Here is a 16,458-nt window from a genome sequence, read left to right as displayed (position 1 = left end):
GGTGCGGGCGCGGGAGGCAACGATGGGCGAAGAGCAGACACCGCCAGCCATCGAGCTGGCGAGTTCGAATACCGGGACCTTGACCACGACACCACCGGACGCGGCGGACGACGTAGCGGAGCTGCCGCCGTTGGCACCGCCGCCGCCGGTGGGCACAGTCGTGCCGGAGGCCGCCGACGATGAGCTGCCGGAGGCGTACGAGCCGCCTCCGCCGCCTCCGGCCGGCACGCTCTGGGCGGGGGCGGAGAAGTCGGAGAGCACACCGGAGACGGTTTCCGAATCGGACGACGGCCCCGAGCCGGTCGACGACGACGCCTCGACCGACGACGTCTCCACCGGCCTCGCTTCGGTCGAGGACGCCCCGACCCGTGGCGACACACCGGACGAGACGACCGACGCGTCGACCACGCCGGCCACGTCCGTCAGCGCCAGCGTGTCCCCGCCGGCGTCGGCCCGACCAGCGCTGGTCGAGGCGGCCTCGGCGAGCACTCCACTGCAACGCCGTACGCCGAAGGTCCCCGCGGCTGACGTGCCCTGGTCCGCCTTCTCCAAGCCGGGGACGGATCCGGAGCCGACCGGTACGTCCACCAGGTCGACGGACGCCACGCCACCGAGGTCCACCGACCGCCCCTGGGGCAAGCCGACGATCGGTTACTCGATCCCGACGCAGCGCTCCGGGGAGGCGGGCGAGGCAGGTGTCCGCTCCGGCGGGAAGGTCTCCGGAGTCGGCACGGCGCCGGCCGACGGGCGAGCGGGCGGTGCGCCCACGTCGGGCGTCCAGCCCACGGTCTACCGGGCCGGTCAGACAAGCGGACCGGTTCCGATCCTGGACTCCGACCCGCGTCCGCCCGTGCCGCCGCAGCCGCCCGAGCCGGTGCACCCGCCCGAGCCGGCCCGCCCGCCGAGGCCGGAACCGCCGAAGCCACCCGGCCCCGGACCGGCGCCGGCCCCGTTCCCGGTTCCACCGGCACCCGGACCGACTCCGCCCGTACCGGTGCCCGCTCCACCGGCACCGGGACCGACTCCGCCCCGGCCGACTCCCCCGCCACCCGGACCGGGTCCGGTCCCGCCCGCGCCGCCTGCGCCGCCCGGCCCGCCGGTGCCGGCCCCGGTACCGCCGTTCCCTCCGCCACCGGCGAGCCGCGTGCCGTCTTCTTCCACCTCGACCGGCACCCCGGTGGGTTCGGACGCGGTGGCGACCCAGCGGATCAACACCTCGGTCTCCGCGCTCACCACCCAGCCGATCACGACGGCGACGTCCGCGCTCACCACCCAGCCGATTCCCACCTCGGCCTCCGCGCTCACCACCCAACCGATCCGACTTCCGGTGGGCGATCCCCGGAAGACGGCGGGCGAGCAGCCCGGCCGGGGGGCCGTGTACGGCGGGGAGGATGGTTCGGCGGCGGACGTGACGATCCCGATCCGGACCGGCAACCCGGGGGACCTGACGGTCCCGATCCGGACCGGGAACCCGGTGGAGAACACCGGTTCGCTGACCGGGCACATTCTGGCGCAGGGCTGGGCGGACACGCCCACGAGCAACACGGGCACGGCGAAGATGATCGGGGTGCTGGTCGCCGGACTGGCCGTGCTCGTCGCGATCGGTCTGCTCGTGGTCTTCGGGACCGGTGACGCGTTCAACAACCTGTTCGGCGGCTTGCTGGGCAGCTGATCCGGCGTGCCGTTCCCTTCGCGAACCCCGGCTGCGGCGCCCGTGAGAGGGCTCCGTGGTCGGGGTGACCCTGCCCACTGGCCGGGGTCGGTCGATGCCAGGACCACGGAGAAGCCGTACACTTGACGCGATTACTGACCTGGCGCGCACAAAGCGCGCCCCTGGGCGATCTTGCGGGCGATTCAGCGGCGGACGTTTGCCGCAGTGGGCCATTCGCGAAGATGTGCCCCGCTTGAGAGGTTTTTCTTGACGCCCTTCGCTGATCCCAGCACGTTCCCGTCCGTCTTCGACTCCCCGGTCGACACCGCAGAGGCCCCGAACGCAACCACGGCCCCGACCGCGCAGATCGATTCGACGGAACAGATCGAACCCGCAGCCCAGGCGGTAGCACCCAGCCAGCCCGCAGAGGTCCCGCAGCCCGCAGAGGTCGCACAGGTCGCACAGGCCGGGCCGGCCGAGGAATCCGAGCCGATCGCCGAGACCGCGCCGGCACCCGTACGCGACTTCGCGGCGCTTGGTCTGCCGCACCAGCTCGTCCGGGCGCTCGCCCGGGAGGGCATCAGCACCCCGTTCGAGATCCAGCAGGCGACCGTTCCGGACGCGCTGGCCGGACGGGACGTACTCGGCCGTGGCCAGACCGGCTCCGGCAAGACGCTCGCGTTCGGTCTGCCCGTACTGGCCCGGGTGGCCAACGGTGGCCGGGCCCGGCCACAGCACCCCCGGGCGCTGATCCTGGTGCCGACCCGCGAACTCGCGATGCAGGTCAACGACGCCCTCGTGCCGCTGGGCAAGTCGCTCGGCGTGTTCCTGAAGACCGCCGTGGGCGGGGTGCCGTACGACCGGCAGATCGACGCGCTGCGGCGCGGCGTGGAGGTCATCGTGGCGACGCCGGGTCGGCTCGGCGACCTGATCTCGCGCGGTGTCTGCAAGCTGGACGAAATTGAGATCACCGTGCTCGACGAGGCGGACCAGATGGCCGACATGGGCTTCCTGCCCGAGGTCACCGAACTGCTCTCGAAGACGCCCGTCAACGCGCAGCGGCTGCTCTTCTCGGCCACCCTCGACGGCGACGTCGACGCGCTGGTCCGGCGCTTCATGCACGACCCGGTGACGCACTCGACCGCACCGGCGACCGCTGCGGTGTCCACCATGGACCACCACCTGCTGCTGATCCCGCCGCACGACAAGTTCGCGATCGCCGCGTCGATCGCGGCCCGGCAGGGCCGCACGATGATGTTCGCCCGCACCCAGATGGGGGTGGACCGGCTGGTCGAGCAGCTCGCGGCGGTCGGTGTCCGGGCCGGTGCGCTGCACGGCGGCAAGACCCAACGGGTACGGACCCGCACGCTGGCCGAGTTCAAGGAAGGCCGGACGAGTGTCCTGGTCGCCACCGACGTGGCCGCCCGGGGCATTCACGTTGACGGTGTCTCCCTCGTGGTGCACGTCGACCCGCCGAAGGACCCGAAGGACTACCTGCACCGGGCCGGCCGCACCGCTCGGGCCGGTGAGTCCGGCGCGGTGGCGACCCTGGTCCTGCCGAAGCAGCGCCGGACCACACTCGCGATGCTGGAGAAGGCGGGCGTCGAGCCGGCCCAGACCCGGGTACGCCCCGGCGACGCGGTACTGGCCGAGCTCACCGGCGCCCAGGCGCCGAGCGGTGTGCCGGTGGTGGCCGAGCCGGAACGCTACAGCGACCGCCCGCGTGGTGACCGCCGTTACGGTGACCGGCCGCAGGGCGAACGCCGCTTCGGTGACCGGCCGCAGGGCGAACGCCGCTTCGGGGACCGGCCGCAGGGCGAACGCCGTTACGGTGACCGGCCGCAGGGCGAACGCCGTTACGGTGACCGGCCGCAGGGCGAACGGGCCACCGGCTCGCGTCCGGCGGGCGAGTGGCGCAGCGGTGGGGAATGGCGTTCCGACGATCGTCGGGGCGGATTCCGGCACGAGAGCGCGCCTCGGCCTGACCGGCCGAGCGAGGCTCAGGGCGAGCGTCCGCGCTCCGGTGGCGACCGCCCGTTCGGCAGCCGCCGTCCCACCCGTACCCACTGATCTTCAGCCGGCCTGACCGACCTTGCGGCGGGCGGACGACGTGGCTCGACCACATCGTCCGCCCGCCGTTTTTGTCGTTGCTGGCGGCAGCGCGGCCGGCGTGGGCGTCTTTCCGGCGGTAACGTCCCGGCTATGCCGATGATGCCGAGATCGCTGCTCTGGAACCGTACCGACGTGCCCGGCGCCGACCATGTGCTTCTCGACGACCGGCGCGGGCTGCTCGCCCGGGGTGTGGCGCTGGCGGTGGACCCGCTCCCCTACACCTGCCGGTACGAGGTGACCACCGACGAGACCTGGGCGACGGTACGTATGGAGGTCAGCGTCGAGGGTGCGGGCTGGTTGCGCAGCATCCGGCTGGAACGGGCGGCCGGGCGGTGGCGGGCCAGCACCGCCGAGCAGGGCGACCTCGACGCCGCGCTGGCCGCCGTCGGAAAGCCTCCGGCCGGCATCCCGGGGATCGAGGAGGCGCACCGGTTGGCCGACGCGCTCGATGTCGACCTCGGCGGTGCACCGCTGTTCAACACCCTGCCGGTACGCCGGCTCGGTCTGCGCGCCGCGACGCCGGGCGCCGTGCACCGGCTCACGGTCGCCTGGGTGCTGGTGCCGAGCCTGGTCGTGGTCCCCTCCGAGCAGGTCTACACGGTGCTGGAGGGCGGCAACGTACGTTTTGCGGACAACGGTTTCGACGCGGAGCTGCGGCTCGACCAGGACGGCTACGTGGTCGACTATCCCGGCCTGGCCGAGCGGGTCGGGACCGAGGTACGCCGCTGAGCCGGGACACCGAACCGGGACCCCGGACCGGGAGCTGAGCCGGGGAACGGGGCTCAGGCTGGGCGGTTCGGGACTTCCGCCGTGGTCGGCTGCGGCCGGTTCTCCCACTTCGTGGAGAGGGCGATCCCGGTCCGGGTCGAGGCGACACCCGCGGTCCGGTTGAGCCGTACGATCAACTGCTCCAGCTCGGCGATCGTGCCCACCCTTGCCTTGAGCAGGAACGACTCGACGCCGGCCATGAAGTAGCAGGATTCGATCTCGGGCATGTCGCGGAGCGCGGAGAGCACGTCGTCGGTGTCGCCGCCGGAATCCTGCACGATGCCGATCAGTGCGGTGACGCCGAGCCCGATCGCCTCCGGTTCGACGTCGGCCCGGTAGCCGCGGATGGCTCCGCTCGCCTCCAGTTTGCCGACCCGCTCATGTACGGCAGGCGCGGAGAGGCCGACCTGTCGGGCCAGTTCGGCGTAGGAGAGACGGGCGTTTGCCTGTAGGAGATTGACGAGCACCAGGTCTATAGCGTCCACGGACTGTAGACACTATCCCGGTGGATGGGACGGGTAACGACCGGTAGGCGGAGGGCCGCGCTCAAAGCACGTAAAAACCACATATCGGTAGAGCTAACTTCCCACTCAGGGCGTTTTCGCGTTCGCCGGACACGACACTCTGGCGGTGCTGTAATTGCCGTACGTCCCCACCGAAGGCTCTGGCAGGCACTTTTGTCCCGGGGGCGGTCTTACCAGTCCGGGGGCTTCGTGGACGCGAGGAGGGGGCTGTGGACACTGGAGATCGTCTGCTGACGCCGGGCGAGGTAGCTGCGCTGTTCCGCGTCGACCCCAAGACCGTCACCCGATGGGCTGCGGCCGGACGGATCGGCAGTATCCGGACGCCGGGCGGGCACCGCCGGTTCCGCGAGTCGGAGGTGCGTGCCCTGCTCGAGGGCGAGGGCATGCTCGACGAGGTCGACGACAACATCGCCAACCGGCCGCGCAACGCCGGTCCGGCGACGCCGACCGGAACTGGCCCAGCCAGTGCCGGCAACGTCGGCCTGCACTGAGAACCAACCAGCGAGTACCACCTGAGGATCGGGCCGGGGACCGGCCCGATACCCTCAATATCCCAACCGGGCCGTAACGGTCTGATTCAGGCGTCGTCGGCCGATTCCCGGCCGTCGCGGCCGGCGCCGAGTTCGCCGGCCCAGCGCCGGAACAACGAGTGCGGAACGCCGAGCGCGTCGAGGACCTTGCCGGCGACGAAGTCGACCAGCTGTCGCGCGGTGGCCGACGCACCCGCGCCGTAGAAGCCGGGGCTCGCGGGCAGCACCACCGCCCCGGCGTCGTGCAACGCGATCAGATGCTCCAGGTGGCTACGGGTGACCGGGGTCTCCCGGGGCACCACGACCACCGGTCGGCGCTCCTTCAGGTTCACCTCGGCCGCGCGTTGCAACAGGTCCTTGGAGAGCCCGATGGCGATCCCGGCGCAGGCTGCCGTGCTCGCCGGCACCACCGCCATCCCGCGCACCGGGTACGACCCGCTGCTCGGGCCGGCGGCGAGGTCCCCGGCCGGCCAGTGGACCAGGTCCGCCGCGGCGAGGTCCCGCCCCAGCCAGGTGCCCAGGTCGTCGCGCCAATGGGCGTCACGGAACGCAGAGCCGGTCTCGTCGAGGATGGTCAGCCGGGCCGCCCGGGAGACCACCAGGTCGACCGCCGCGCCGGCGTCGAGCAGCCCGTTGATGACGGCGGCCGCGTACGGCGTACCCGATGCCCCGGAAACCCCCACCACCCACGGCCTGCGCATGCACCCAGCCTGCCCGGTCCGGCTGACGGCCGTGGCACCGGGGGCCATCCGGTAGCGGAGGCGGGCCGATCGAACAGGGCAGGATTGCGGCGAACCAGGCGGGATTGAGTACCGCTGGGGCCGCCCGAACCGCCGTGGAACTGCCATGCTTTCCGACAGGCCCGGCACCGGTCGTTTGGGGAGGCGACGGCATGGACGGCGAGGCACTCTGGTCGATTGAGTTCGATTGTCCCATTCCATCGAGAATCTCGCCATATGCCGACTCCGTCCAGAATTGGCTGCCTGGCTGGCTCCGGCGGTCCGGGTTGCCCCTCGACGACCACGCCGCCGCCCGGCTGCACCGCCACGGCTTCGCCCGCTACGCCGGACGCCTCTACCCGACCGCCTCCCACACCGACCTACGCACCCTCACCGCGCTCTTCACCTGGTTCTTCCTGCTCGACGACGCCTGCGACGGCACCGCCGGCCCCGACCCCGACTACGTCCGAGGTCTACGCGACGGCATCCTGCGGATACTCCGCAACGGCCCACGCAGCCGCCACCCGGGCTTCACCGGACCGCTGCGGCGGCAACTCACCGACGCATGGCGGGTGCCGTCCCGACGGCTCTCCCCGGCCGCCCGGGACCGGTTCGTGGACGCGGTCGCCCACCACCTCGACGGGGTGCTGATCGAGGCGGACAACAAGGCGGTCGGCCGGCAACCGACCGTGCCCGAGTACGTGGAACTGCGCCGCGCCACCTCGGCGGCGTACGTCTCGTACACGTTGGTCGAGTTCGCCACGGGGCGACCACTGCCCGACGCGGTCTACCACCACCCGGCCGTACGCGAATACGCGACCACCGGAAACGACCTGCTCTCCTGGTTCAACGACGTGCTCTCACTGGCCCGGGACACCGCCACCGCCGGCGGGCACAACCTGGTGCTCGCGGTCGCCCGAGCCGAGGGACTACCGGAACGCGCGGCGGTGCAGGCGGTGGTCCGACGCTGGCAGCGGACGATGGACGGCTTCGCCGCGCTGCGGGCGGCCGTACCGTCCTTCGGGCCGGGGATCGACGAGGCGCTGGGCGACTACCTGGACGGGGTGGCGTACTCCGTGCGCGGCACCATCGACTGGTCGCTGGAGAGCAGCCGCTACCGACAGAGCGGCGGACGGACCGTCTCGGTGCCGCCCGCCGCACCACCGGAACTCCGGTAGCGCCCGAACCCAGCTCAGGCCCGCAGGTGGAGCCGGAACACCAGGTCCAACAGGGCGAAGAAGAAGAGCGCGATCGCGACGAACCCGTTGGCGGTGAAGAACGACCGGTTGACCCGGGACAGATCGGTCGGCGTCACCACCAGGTGCTGGTAGACGAAGGCCACCGCGGTCAGGGCCAGCCCGATCCAGAAGAGCCAGCCCAGGCCGATCAGCGCACCGAACCAGCCGAAGAGCACGAACGTCACCACGTGCGTCACGCTCGACAGGCGCAGCGCGAACGACTTGCCGTACCGGGCGGGGACGCTGCGTACCCCGATCTCCCGATCGATTTCGGCGTCCTGGCAGGCGTAGATCAGGTCGAAGCCGCCGATCCAGAGGCCGACCGCCGCACCGAGCAGCCAGGCCGGACCGGAACCGGAGAAGGTGCCGGTCACCGCGAGCCAGGCGCCGACCGGGCCGACCGCCTGGGCGACCGCCAGGATCGCGTGCGGCCAGTCGGTGAACCGCTTGCCGTACGGGTAGACGACCAGCGGGACGACAGCGAGCGGGGCGAGCGCGAAACAGAGCGGGTTGAGCGCGGCGGCGACGCCGAGGAAGACGATCACGGCGACGATCGCGCCGGTCCAGGCAGTCCGGACACTCACCGCCCCGGTGACCAGTTCCCGACCGGCCGTACGCGGATTGCGCGCGTCGATCCGCCGGTCGATGATCCGGTTCGCCGCCATGGCGAAGGTACGGGCGCCGACCATGGCGATGGTGATCAGCAGCAGGTCGAGCCAACGCACCCGACCGCCGTCGACGAACATCGCGGCCAGCGCGGAGAGGAACGCGAACGGAAGCGCGAAGACCGAGTGCTCGATCACGACCAGCTTCAGGAAGGACTTCACCCGCCCCGGCCGCTCGGCAACGGTGGTGGTAGCAGCGCTCACTGTGCCCGCCTCATATTCCGTACTCCTTCCAGCGCTTGTCGACCAGTGCCCGGATCTCGGGCGACATGGTCATCTCCTCCGGCCAACCTCGGGTGTAGCCCTCGGTGGGGAGCTTCCGGGTCGCGTCGACGCCCGCCTTACCGCCCCAGAACTGCTGGTACGACGAATGGTCGAGGTGATCCACCGGCCCCTGGGTGACGAGCAGGTCGTGCGAGTAGTCGACGTTGCCGAAGGCGCGGAACGCGACCTCGGAGTAGTCGTGCACGTCGCAGTCCTCGTCGACCACCACGATCAGTTTGGCCAGCGAGAGCAGGTGCGCACCCCAGATCGCGCTCATCACCTTCTGGGCGTGCTTCGGGTAGCGCTTACGGATCGAGACGATCACACAGTTGTGGAACACCCCGGCGGCGGGCATGTCGTAGTCGACGATGTCCGGGATCATCAGCTTGAGCAGGGGCAGGAAGATCCGCTCGGTGGCCTTGCCCAGCCCGTGGTCCTCCTGCGGCGGCTGCGAGGTGACGATCGAGTGGTAGATCGGGTCGCGCTGGGTCGTCATCACCTCGACGTGCATCACCGGGAACGGCTCGACCGGGGTGTAGAAACCGGTGTGGTCGCCGAAGGGTCCCTCCGGTAGCCGCTCGCCCGGCTCGATGTACCCCTCCAGCACGATCTGCGCGTTCGCCGGCACCTGCAACGGCACGGTCAGGCAGTCGACCATCTCGACCCGCTCACCACGCAGGAAGCCGGCGAAGAGGTATTCGTCGATGTCGCCGGGGAGTGGGGCGGAGGCGGCGTAGCTGACCACCGGGTCGCTGCCGATGGCGATCGCGACCGGCAACCGCTCCCCCCGGCGTTCGGCGACCGCGTGGTGGGCGGTGGAGTCCTTGTGGATCTGCCAGTGCATGCCGAGGGTGTTCTGCGAGTGCTGCTGCAACCGGTAGAGGCCGAGGTTGCGCTTGCCGGTCTCCGGGTGCTTGGTGTGGGTCAGCCCGTAGTTGTGGAAGATCCCGCCGTCGCCGGGCCAGACCTGCAGGCCCGGCAGCCGGTTCAGGTCGACGTCCGCGCCCCGGTAGACGACCTGCTGACAGGGGGCGGTCTTGACCTTCTTCGGCGGCACCGACTTGAGCTGGAGCACCTTGCCCAGGCCGTCCCGGATACCGGACCAGCCGACCGGCAACTCCGGCTTGACCAGGGCACCGATCCGGTCGCCGACCTCGTCGAGGCGGTCCACACCGAGAGCCATCGCCATCCGGCGCTCGGTGCCGAAGAGGTTGACCGCCACCGGCATCTCGCCCCGGGTCGGGCGCTCGAAGAGCAGAGCGGGCCCGTTCGCCCGTACCGTCCGGGTCACCACCTCGCTGATCTCCAGCGTCGGGTCGACCGGCACGGACACCCGGCGCAGTTCGCCCGCACTCTCCAGCGCGGCGAGGAAATCCTTCAGATCGGCGTACGGGAAACCACGGGCCACCATGACTGCCAGTCTCCCGCACCGGCGAGCGGGTCGACTCAGCCGGGGTGCCCTGCGGCGCGGGGCCCCGTCCGGCCATGACCGGTGTCACGAGCAGCCGGGTTCGGGCGGGCCAGGTCACGACCGAGAACGGGTACGGGGGCAACGGCGCGGTGCCGCTGCCCCCGTACCGGGAGATCGGGGAAGATCAGTCGACGACCGTGACGATCCGACGGCGCCGGGCCACCACGAGCGCCGTGACACCCGCGCCGAGCAGCAGGATGCCGCCGACCGCGATCGCACCGGCACTGGCACCGGTCACCGGCAGTCCACCGCCGGCACCCGCACCGCCGTCGCCGTCGCCGGAACCACCGTCACCGGAACCACCGTCACCGGTCGTGAGCGTGATCGCGGCAGTGTTGTTCGCGGCGTTCGCATCCTGCACCCCGCCGTCAACGACGATCGAGCCGGCCGCGCCGGCAGGACCGGTGATCTCGACGGTGAACGAGAACAGGTCGGTGGTCCCGACGGCGACGCTCTCCAGCGGGCGGCAATGGTAGACGAGGCCGTCCACCCTGCTCCCCTGCTCCCAGTCCGGCTTGCCGTCGATGACCGGTACACATCGCGAGTCGACCTTGCGAACGGCCAGGCCGGCCGGGAGGCTGATCAACGCGCTGGAGCCCCAGTTGTCGTCCGGGCCGAGGGTGTCCGCCGGCCCGTCGTTGCGGATACCGACCTTGACCGTCAGGGACGAGCCGGTGACTCCGTCGACCCCGGTACCGACCGCCGCACTGTCCGCAGCGTGCGACGGCACCTTGACCTTGAACTCGGCCACGTTGTCGTCGGAGTTCAGGTCGTCGGCGACCCCGCGAGCGGCTGGGTTGCCCGCCGGAATCAGCCGGAGCTTCTTGCCACCGGCGGACTTGGCCGCCCCGGCCTTCTGCGCCAGGGCTTCGTCGTTCAGCGGAACCACCACCGCGCCGGCCCCGTACGAGTACGGGCCCGGCGCCGTGTCGGACACCTTGAGCTTCAGCGGCGTCGCCGGGTCGACGACGAAGGTCTCGTCCGCGCCGACCGGCTGGTCGAAGAAGCAGACCACTTCCAGGAAGTCCGGATCGTCGGAGCAGTTGCTGTAGGTGTTCGGCAGTTCGAGGTTGTGGTCGTACGCGTGGAGTACGACGGCGACTCCATCTGCGGTGACGTTGCCCTCGTTGCGCAGTGCGATCGGCACGTCGGTCGAGGCACCGGGGGCAACCGCAAGATCGTCGATGCCGCCGATGACCAGGTCGATGCCGGGTCCGGTGAGCTGTACCAGCCCCTCGGTCGACTGCTCGCCGGGGCTGTTCGACGCCCGCGAGGTCACGCTGATGTTTCCGCCCCACTCACCGCTCTCGACGCCGCTGGGGCCGACACCCATGGTGTACACGTGGGTGGCGTCGCCGGCGAGTTCCGACAGCTGGCAGGTTGCCACCGCGCCAGACGCGGCGCAGCCCTGGTCCGGGCCGGGCAGCACGGCGGCGATACGTGCCGGCAACCGGGAGGCGTCGATCTTGATCGTGATGTCGCGGGCCGCCAGGGAGGTCTGATTGAAGACCCCAACCTTGATCGTCTTCGGCTTCGTGGCATCAGTGGAAACGTTGGTGAGCGGTGGAAGTGACGGGCTCACCCAGGTATGGGCCGGGGCGGCTTCGCGCGCGGCAGCCGGCGCGACGGCGCCTACAACGGCCAGTCCGGTCACGGCGGTGGCCAGACCGATCCGGGACAGGGTCATGAAGGGGCGCATGGGCACCTTTCAAAATGGTGTGGAAGTCGCCCGGAATGTTGATCACGGATGACTTGGCGAGGTTAAGGGGTTTGTGTCGGCCAGGCAACCCCGATAGGCCAATCCACACAAATCCGCTACGCCCGAATTTCCAATCATCGACGCAATTCACCGCTTGGAGTCGCTCGTCAGAGCAGGCCGATGCCGAGCAGCAGGGTTCCGGCGGTCAGGCTGGCCCCACCAACCCCCACCAGCCAGATCAGCTTGTTCGGCTTGGTATCCGACGGACGGACGACGGAAAGGAAGAAACCGAGTGGCATCAGGATCGGGGCGGCGACAAAGAGGACCCGGACCAGCGTCTTGAGTCCGTCCGAATAGTCCGCCTGGTCGAGATAGAGGAGAGCGACCAGGGCCAGGAGCACAAGAACTCCGGCGTGGGCGTGACCGGCGGTCCAGAGCGCGCGGCGTACCGGATTGTCCAGGTAACCGGGTATGCGGCGAACCAGGTTCATCAGCAGCGACAATCCACCAAAGGCGATGGTGCCGACCGTGATGAGCAAAATGGCGGCGCTGATGCGGGTTTCCGGTGTCACGGCGGGCTCCCGGGGTGAGTCGAACACAGCTTGTCAGTGTCAAGATTGGCGCGGACGTCGCATCTTGTCAACAGCTAGATTTCACTCGTCCCGGTCCGTAGATGGCTTGCGCCAAGGGGGCACCGGTCAGTCGCCGCCGTACAACCGCTCCAGGTCGACGAGGAGCACATCCGTCCGACCAGCCGACGCGGCCACCAACTGCTCGGTGAACCCGGCCGCGCTGGAGAGCAACAAGCGGGTCCGCTCGGCGTCCGCCCCTGGACGTCGCCGCAACAACTCGCGTACCCGGTCCAGTCGGTCGAGGTCCGGCTGCCCCAGCGTTCGGCCCCACTTGACCTCACCGATGGCGAGCACCGGGCGGGGCGCACCACCAAGCGGCTGCTCACCGAGTGCGACCAGGTCCAACTCATGACTGGTACGGGTCGCCGGATCGGTCATGGTCGCCGAGCCGACCTGCGCGGCGAGCCCACCGAGCGTTTCCGGCCCGGCGAACCGGCCCGCCCACTGGCGAACCATCTCCTCGAAACGCGGGCCCAGCACCGCGCTGGTGAACCGCCGTTGCGCCCCTCGCCATACGTCTGCCCCCCGGCGCTGCTCCAACGCGGTCCAGGCCGGCTTCATCACCGCCTCGTAGAAGGTGACCAACGGTTCGGTGATCCGGTACGAACTCCTTCCGCTCCGCAGCGGGTCCGGGTCGCGAACGAGCAGGCCGGCGTCTTCCAACACGGTCAGCGGATGCTGTAGGTCGGTCGCCTTCCGGCCGATGTACCCGGCGATCCCGCCCCGGGTGGCGTTTCCTTCGGCCACGGCGGCCAGCACCGAGTGGTAGAGCGCCGTTTCGCGCAGGTCCGGGTCCTCAGCCAGGAGGTAACGCGCTTCCCGGAACAGGGGTCGGGCGGGATTGAGGACGGCGCGGGTCACCCAGTTGTCGAAGTCGGCGGCGTCGGCCGGGGCGTCGTCCTGGACGTACTCCCGACGGTAGGCGGGCGTGCCGCCGACGATGGAGAAGACCCGTACGGCAAGGGCCGGGTCGGTGATGCCCCAGAACCCGGCGGCCGCGCGGAAGTCCAACGGCGCGACCGGCAATTCCAGTCCGGCTCGACCCCGCAGTGGCGCCGAGCCTGCCAGCAACCCCCCCATGAAGGAGAGTGCCGACCCGCAGAGCAGCAGGCGGGTTCGGGACCCGATCCGTTCCGGTCGGCCCGGTGTGAGGGCATGCTGGACGATCGACGGGAGGTCGTGGCTGGTCCGGGCGAGGTAGGGGAACTCGTCGATGACCACCGTGGTCGGCCGGTCGCGTCCAAGCGCCAGCAGCGCGTCGACCGCGTGCGCCCAGTCCGGCAGGTGGACCGGCCCCGGGGCGCCGGTGTGCTCGCCGAGCGCCGTGCCGAGGCGGCGGAGCGAGTCCGTCGCGGTCGCCTCGGTCGCGCCGAAGTAGAACCCTCCGGTGGCCTGTGCGAGCTGGTAGAGCAGCAGAGTTTTCCCCTGGCGACGACGGCCGCTGACGACGCCGAGCGTGGCACCGGGCCGTTCGTCGCCGACAAACCGGGCGAGTTCGTGCCACTCGGCGTCGCGATCGAAGATCTCGGCCGGTTTGGGTAGCGTCACGATGACCGCCCGGAGTTAGAAGTACACCTCTTAGAAGTGTACTTCTAACTATTGCGGCAGGGGCTCAGCCGCGAGGACTCAGTTGACCCCGGCGTACGAGTGCAGGCCGGTGAAGAAGAAGTTCACCCCGAAGAGGTTCATCAGCATGGTCAGGAAGCCGAGGATCGAGATCCAGGCGACCACGTTGCGCCGCACGCTCGGCGTGGCCCGTGCGTGCAGGTAACCCGCGTAGACCACCCACGAGATGAACGCCCAGGTCTCCTTCGGGTCCCAACCCCAGGCCCGGCCCCAGGCCGCCTCGGCCCAGACCGCGCCCGCGATCACCGCGAAGGTGAAGATCGGGAAGGCGAACGCGTTCAGGCCGAAGGTCAGCCGTTCCAGGGTGGCGGCGCTCGGCGACCGACGGGCCAGGACGTACGGGAAACTCCGCTTGCCGTCCTCGTACCCGGACCGCATCAGGTACATCGCGGCGGGAACGAACGCGAGCAGCAGGATGCCGGACGAGAAGCTGATCGTCGTCACGTGAATGTCGAACCAGTACGAGTTCAACGCCGGGACCAGCGGCACCACCGAGGTGTAGAGCACCAGCCCGGCGATGCCGAGCAGCAGCACCATCACCAACGTCAGGAGGAGCCCCAACTGGCGTACGGCCGGCCAACGGAAGACCAGGTAGAGCCAGCCGGCGGCGCCGACGAAGGTCACCGACAGCACGAACTCGTACATGTTGCCCCAGGGCAGGCGGTCAGCCGCCACACCCCGGGTGACCACCGCTCCGAAGTGCAGCGCGGTGGCGATCATGGTGGCGACCAGGGCGACCCGGGCGGCGATCGCGGCCCGTCCGGTCGACCCCGGCCGGGCCGGCGTCGATCCGGTGGGGGCGTCGGTGCTCTCCACGCCGGAGTCGGCCGCACCCACCGAGACGAGTTGGCGCGCCGGGCGGACGACCCGGGCGACCGCCCCACCGTCGAACGCGTACGACGCGGCGTGGCTGATCATCGCGATCAGGTAGCCCAGGATCGTGAAGACCAGGAGCTGATCGGAGAGTGCGGCCATCTACTCGGTCCCTTCTCGGCCCCCGGCACCGCGTTTCACCGCGGCGACGAGTTGGTTGAACTCGTCGGCGAATCCGGCATAGTCGGTGCGCGGCAACCCACCGGCCTCGATCAAACTACTACCGCCCGTCGTGGACCCATCGTCCGGGTCGGTCGGCGTCACCCGGAACCAGACCCGTCGCCGCCGACCAAACAGCGAGAACATCAGTCCGATCAGCAGCGTCGCCGAGCTGACCAGCATCAATGTCGAGGCCGGGGCGTACCGGACGGAGAGCGTGATGTACTGCTGGGTGCCGAGGAACTCGACCGTCGTACCGTCGTCGAGGGTCCACTTCTCGTTCGGGCGGAGCAGTTTCGCGTCCCCCACCTGGGTCAGCTTGCCGTCGCTGATCAGCTTCTGGTTCAGGCTGTAGACCGAGCCCGGCAGGCCGGCGTCCATGCCGAGGTTGCCCCGGTACGCGATCAGCATCAGCGCCGGATTCCGTTCCTCCGGGAACTGCGAGCGTACGAACGGAGGCTGCTCCGGGGCGGTCGGCAGGTAGATGCCCTCGAACGCGACCTGGAGCTTCGGGTCCCGCTTCCCGGTCGCCGGGTCGAGGTTGACGTCCGGGAACGTCGCCACACCCTCGCTGGTCAGGTTGCCGTCGTTGCTCAGGAACGGCGACGCGAGCGTCTGCGACTTGCCGTTGCGGTCGGTGTAGCGGATCACCGGGGCGTAGCCGTGACCGAGCAGGTAGACGCTCGCCCCGTGCAGGCGCAGCGGGGAGTTGACCGAGAAGTCGGCCGGGCGCTGCGCCCCACCGTTCTCGTCGACCAGGACCGAGGCGCTGAACGACTCCGGCTGCCCCGACGGCAGGAACCGGGCCTTGAAATCGGTCAGTTCCAGGCAGAACCGGGGCAGGTCGGTGGCGTGCACCCGGGGGCCGAGACCGGTCTCGCTGAACTGGTCCAGGGTGCTGCAGAAGGAGGAGTCCTTACCGGCGACGAGCAACCGGTTGCCGTGCCAGCCGTACCAGGAACCGATCGCAACCCCGAGCAGCATGGCCAGCATCGAGATGTGGAAGAGCAGGTTCCCGCTCTCCTTCACGTACCCCTTCTCGGCCGCGACGGTGTTGCCGCGCACCACCACCCGCCAGCGGCGCTTGCGCAGCATCGACGCGATCGCCGGCAGCTCACCGCCCGCGTCGGCGACGGCCTGACGCCCGGCTTCGTCGAGGTCGGTCAGGACCGCGTGCTGCGGCAGCCGGTCCAACCGCTTCGGACCGGTCGGCGGTACGGAGCGCAGCGTCCGGACGTGGTCGCGCATCCGGGGGGCGATGCAGCCCACGAGTGAGGTGAAGAGGAGCAGGTAGATCGCGGAGAACCAGATCGAGGAGAAGACGCTGAATCCGCCGAGCCGGTCGAGCACCGGGGCCAGGTCGGGGTGCGCCGTGAAGTACTCGTTGACCTTCTCCGGGCTGATGTTGCGCTGGGGCAGCACCGAGCCGGGAATGGCCGCGACGGCGAGCAGGAAGAGCAGGATCAGCGCCGTACGCATGCTGGTCAGCTGCCGCCACGAGTTGCGCAGCAGGACGATCGCCCGGTT

14 protein-coding genes are annotated in these 16,458 nt (G+C 70.2%); 5 read left to right on the top strand and 9 right to left on the bottom strand.

The window, feature by feature from the left end; genetic code table 11:
• Positions 1-22: 22 nt before the first annotated feature.
• The 3 genes from BDK92_RS40400 (at position 23) to BDK92_RS20065 (ending at position 4,492) form a co-directional block, all read left to right on the top strand.
• Positions 23-1,672: an HRD1 family E3 ubiquitin-protein ligase gene (locus BDK92_RS40400; protein ID WP_121158104.1), complete on the top strand. Its 1,650-nt coding sequence runs from the start codon at positions 23-25 to the stop codon at positions 1,670-1,672.
• A 471-nt stretch (positions 1,673-2,143) separates the two neighbouring features.
• Complete coding sequence (locus BDK92_RS20070; protein WP_121162413.1) at positions 2,144-3,721, top strand: DEAD/DEAH box helicase; 1,578 nt, start codon at positions 2,144-2,146, stop codon at positions 3,719-3,721.
• 132 nt (positions 3,722-3,853) lie between these two features.
• Positions 3,854-4,492, top strand: coding sequence for a putative glycolipid-binding domain-containing protein (locus tag BDK92_RS20065; RefSeq protein ID WP_211349305.1), 639 nt, complete (start codon positions 3,854-3,856; stop codon positions 4,490-4,492).
• A 53-nt stretch (positions 4,493-4,545) separates the two neighbouring features.
• Here BDK92_RS20065 and BDK92_RS20060 read toward each other — a convergent pair whose 3' ends face one another.
• Positions 4,546-5,016 carry an Lrp/AsnC family transcriptional regulator gene (locus tag BDK92_RS20060; protein ID WP_121158102.1) on the bottom strand — a complete coding sequence of 157 codons (471 nt, stop codon included), beginning with the start codon at positions 5,014-5,016 and terminating at the stop codon, positions 4,546-4,548.
• Positions 5,017-5,264: 248 nt separating this feature from the next.
• Here BDK92_RS20060 and BDK92_RS20055 point away from each other — a divergent pair, with 248 nt between their 5' ends.
• Entirely contained in the window at positions 5,265-5,546 is a 282-nt protein-coding gene (locus BDK92_RS20055) for a BldC family transcriptional regulator (protein WP_121158100.1), read from the top strand.
• Between the two features lie 86 nt (positions 5,547-5,632).
• Here BDK92_RS20055 and BDK92_RS20050 read toward each other — a convergent pair whose 3' ends face one another.
• Complete coding sequence (locus BDK92_RS20050) at positions 5,633-6,286, bottom strand: UbiX family flavin prenyltransferase (protein ID WP_121162411.1); 654 nt, start codon at positions 6,284-6,286, stop codon at positions 5,633-5,635.
• Between the two features lie 305 nt (positions 6,287-6,591).
• Between BDK92_RS20050 and BDK92_RS20045 the strand changes: the two genes are divergently transcribed.
• A complete protein-coding gene (locus BDK92_RS20045; protein WP_246017139.1) occupies positions 6,592-7,482 on the top strand; it encodes a terpene synthase family protein in 891 nt (296 codons plus the stop codon).
• Between the two features lie 14 nt (positions 7,483-7,496).
• On the opposite strand, the gene mqnP is transcribed toward BDK92_RS20045, so the two are convergent.
• The 7 genes from mqnP to BDK92_RS20010 all read right to left on the bottom strand — a co-directional run bounded on the left by mqnP (position 7,497) and on the right by BDK92_RS20010 (position 16,410).
• Positions 7,497-8,411: a menaquinone biosynthesis prenyltransferase MqnP gene (gene mqnP / locus BDK92_RS20040; RefSeq protein WP_121158097.1), complete on the bottom strand. Its 915-nt coding sequence runs from the start codon at positions 8,409-8,411 to the stop codon at positions 7,497-7,499.
• Between the two features lie 10 nt (positions 8,412-8,421).
• On the bottom strand, positions 8,422-9,882 hold the full coding sequence (locus tag BDK92_RS20035; protein ID WP_121158095.1) for a menaquinone biosynthesis decarboxylase: 1,461 nt from the start codon (positions 9,880-9,882) through the stop codon (positions 8,422-8,424).
• 184 nt (positions 9,883-10,066) lie between these two features.
• Positions 10,067-11,647: a hypothetical protein gene (locus BDK92_RS20030; protein WP_147457060.1), complete on the bottom strand. Its 1,581-nt coding sequence runs from the start codon at positions 11,645-11,647 to the stop codon at positions 10,067-10,069.
• A gap of 161 nt (positions 11,648-11,808) precedes the next feature.
• A complete protein-coding gene (locus BDK92_RS20025; RefSeq protein WP_121162410.1) occupies positions 11,809-12,213 on the bottom strand; it encodes a hypothetical protein in 405 nt (134 codons plus the stop codon).
• A 126-nt stretch (positions 12,214-12,339) separates the two neighbouring features.
• Positions 12,340-13,821 (bottom strand): ATP-binding protein, encoded by a 1,482-nt coding sequence (locus tag BDK92_RS20020; protein WP_121158092.1) that lies wholly within the window; start codon positions 13,819-13,821, stop codon positions 12,340-12,342.
• Positions 13,822-13,899: 78 nt separating this feature from the next.
• A complete protein-coding gene (gene ccsB / locus BDK92_RS20015; RefSeq protein ID WP_121158091.1) occupies positions 13,900-14,874 on the bottom strand; it encodes a c-type cytochrome biogenesis protein CcsB in 975 nt (324 codons plus the stop codon).
• A complete protein-coding gene (locus tag BDK92_RS20010; RefSeq protein WP_246017546.1) occupies positions 14,875-16,410 on the bottom strand; it encodes a cytochrome c biogenesis protein ResB in 1,536 nt (511 codons plus the stop codon).
• Between the last annotated feature and the right edge of the window lie 48 nt (positions 16,411-16,458).

Source organism: Micromonospora pisi (assembly GCF_003633685.1).
GTDB lineage: Bacteria > Actinomycetota > Actinomycetes > Mycobacteriales > Micromonosporaceae > Micromonospora_G > Micromonospora_G pisi.
This window is presented reverse-complemented; position numbering and strand designations above follow the sequence as displayed.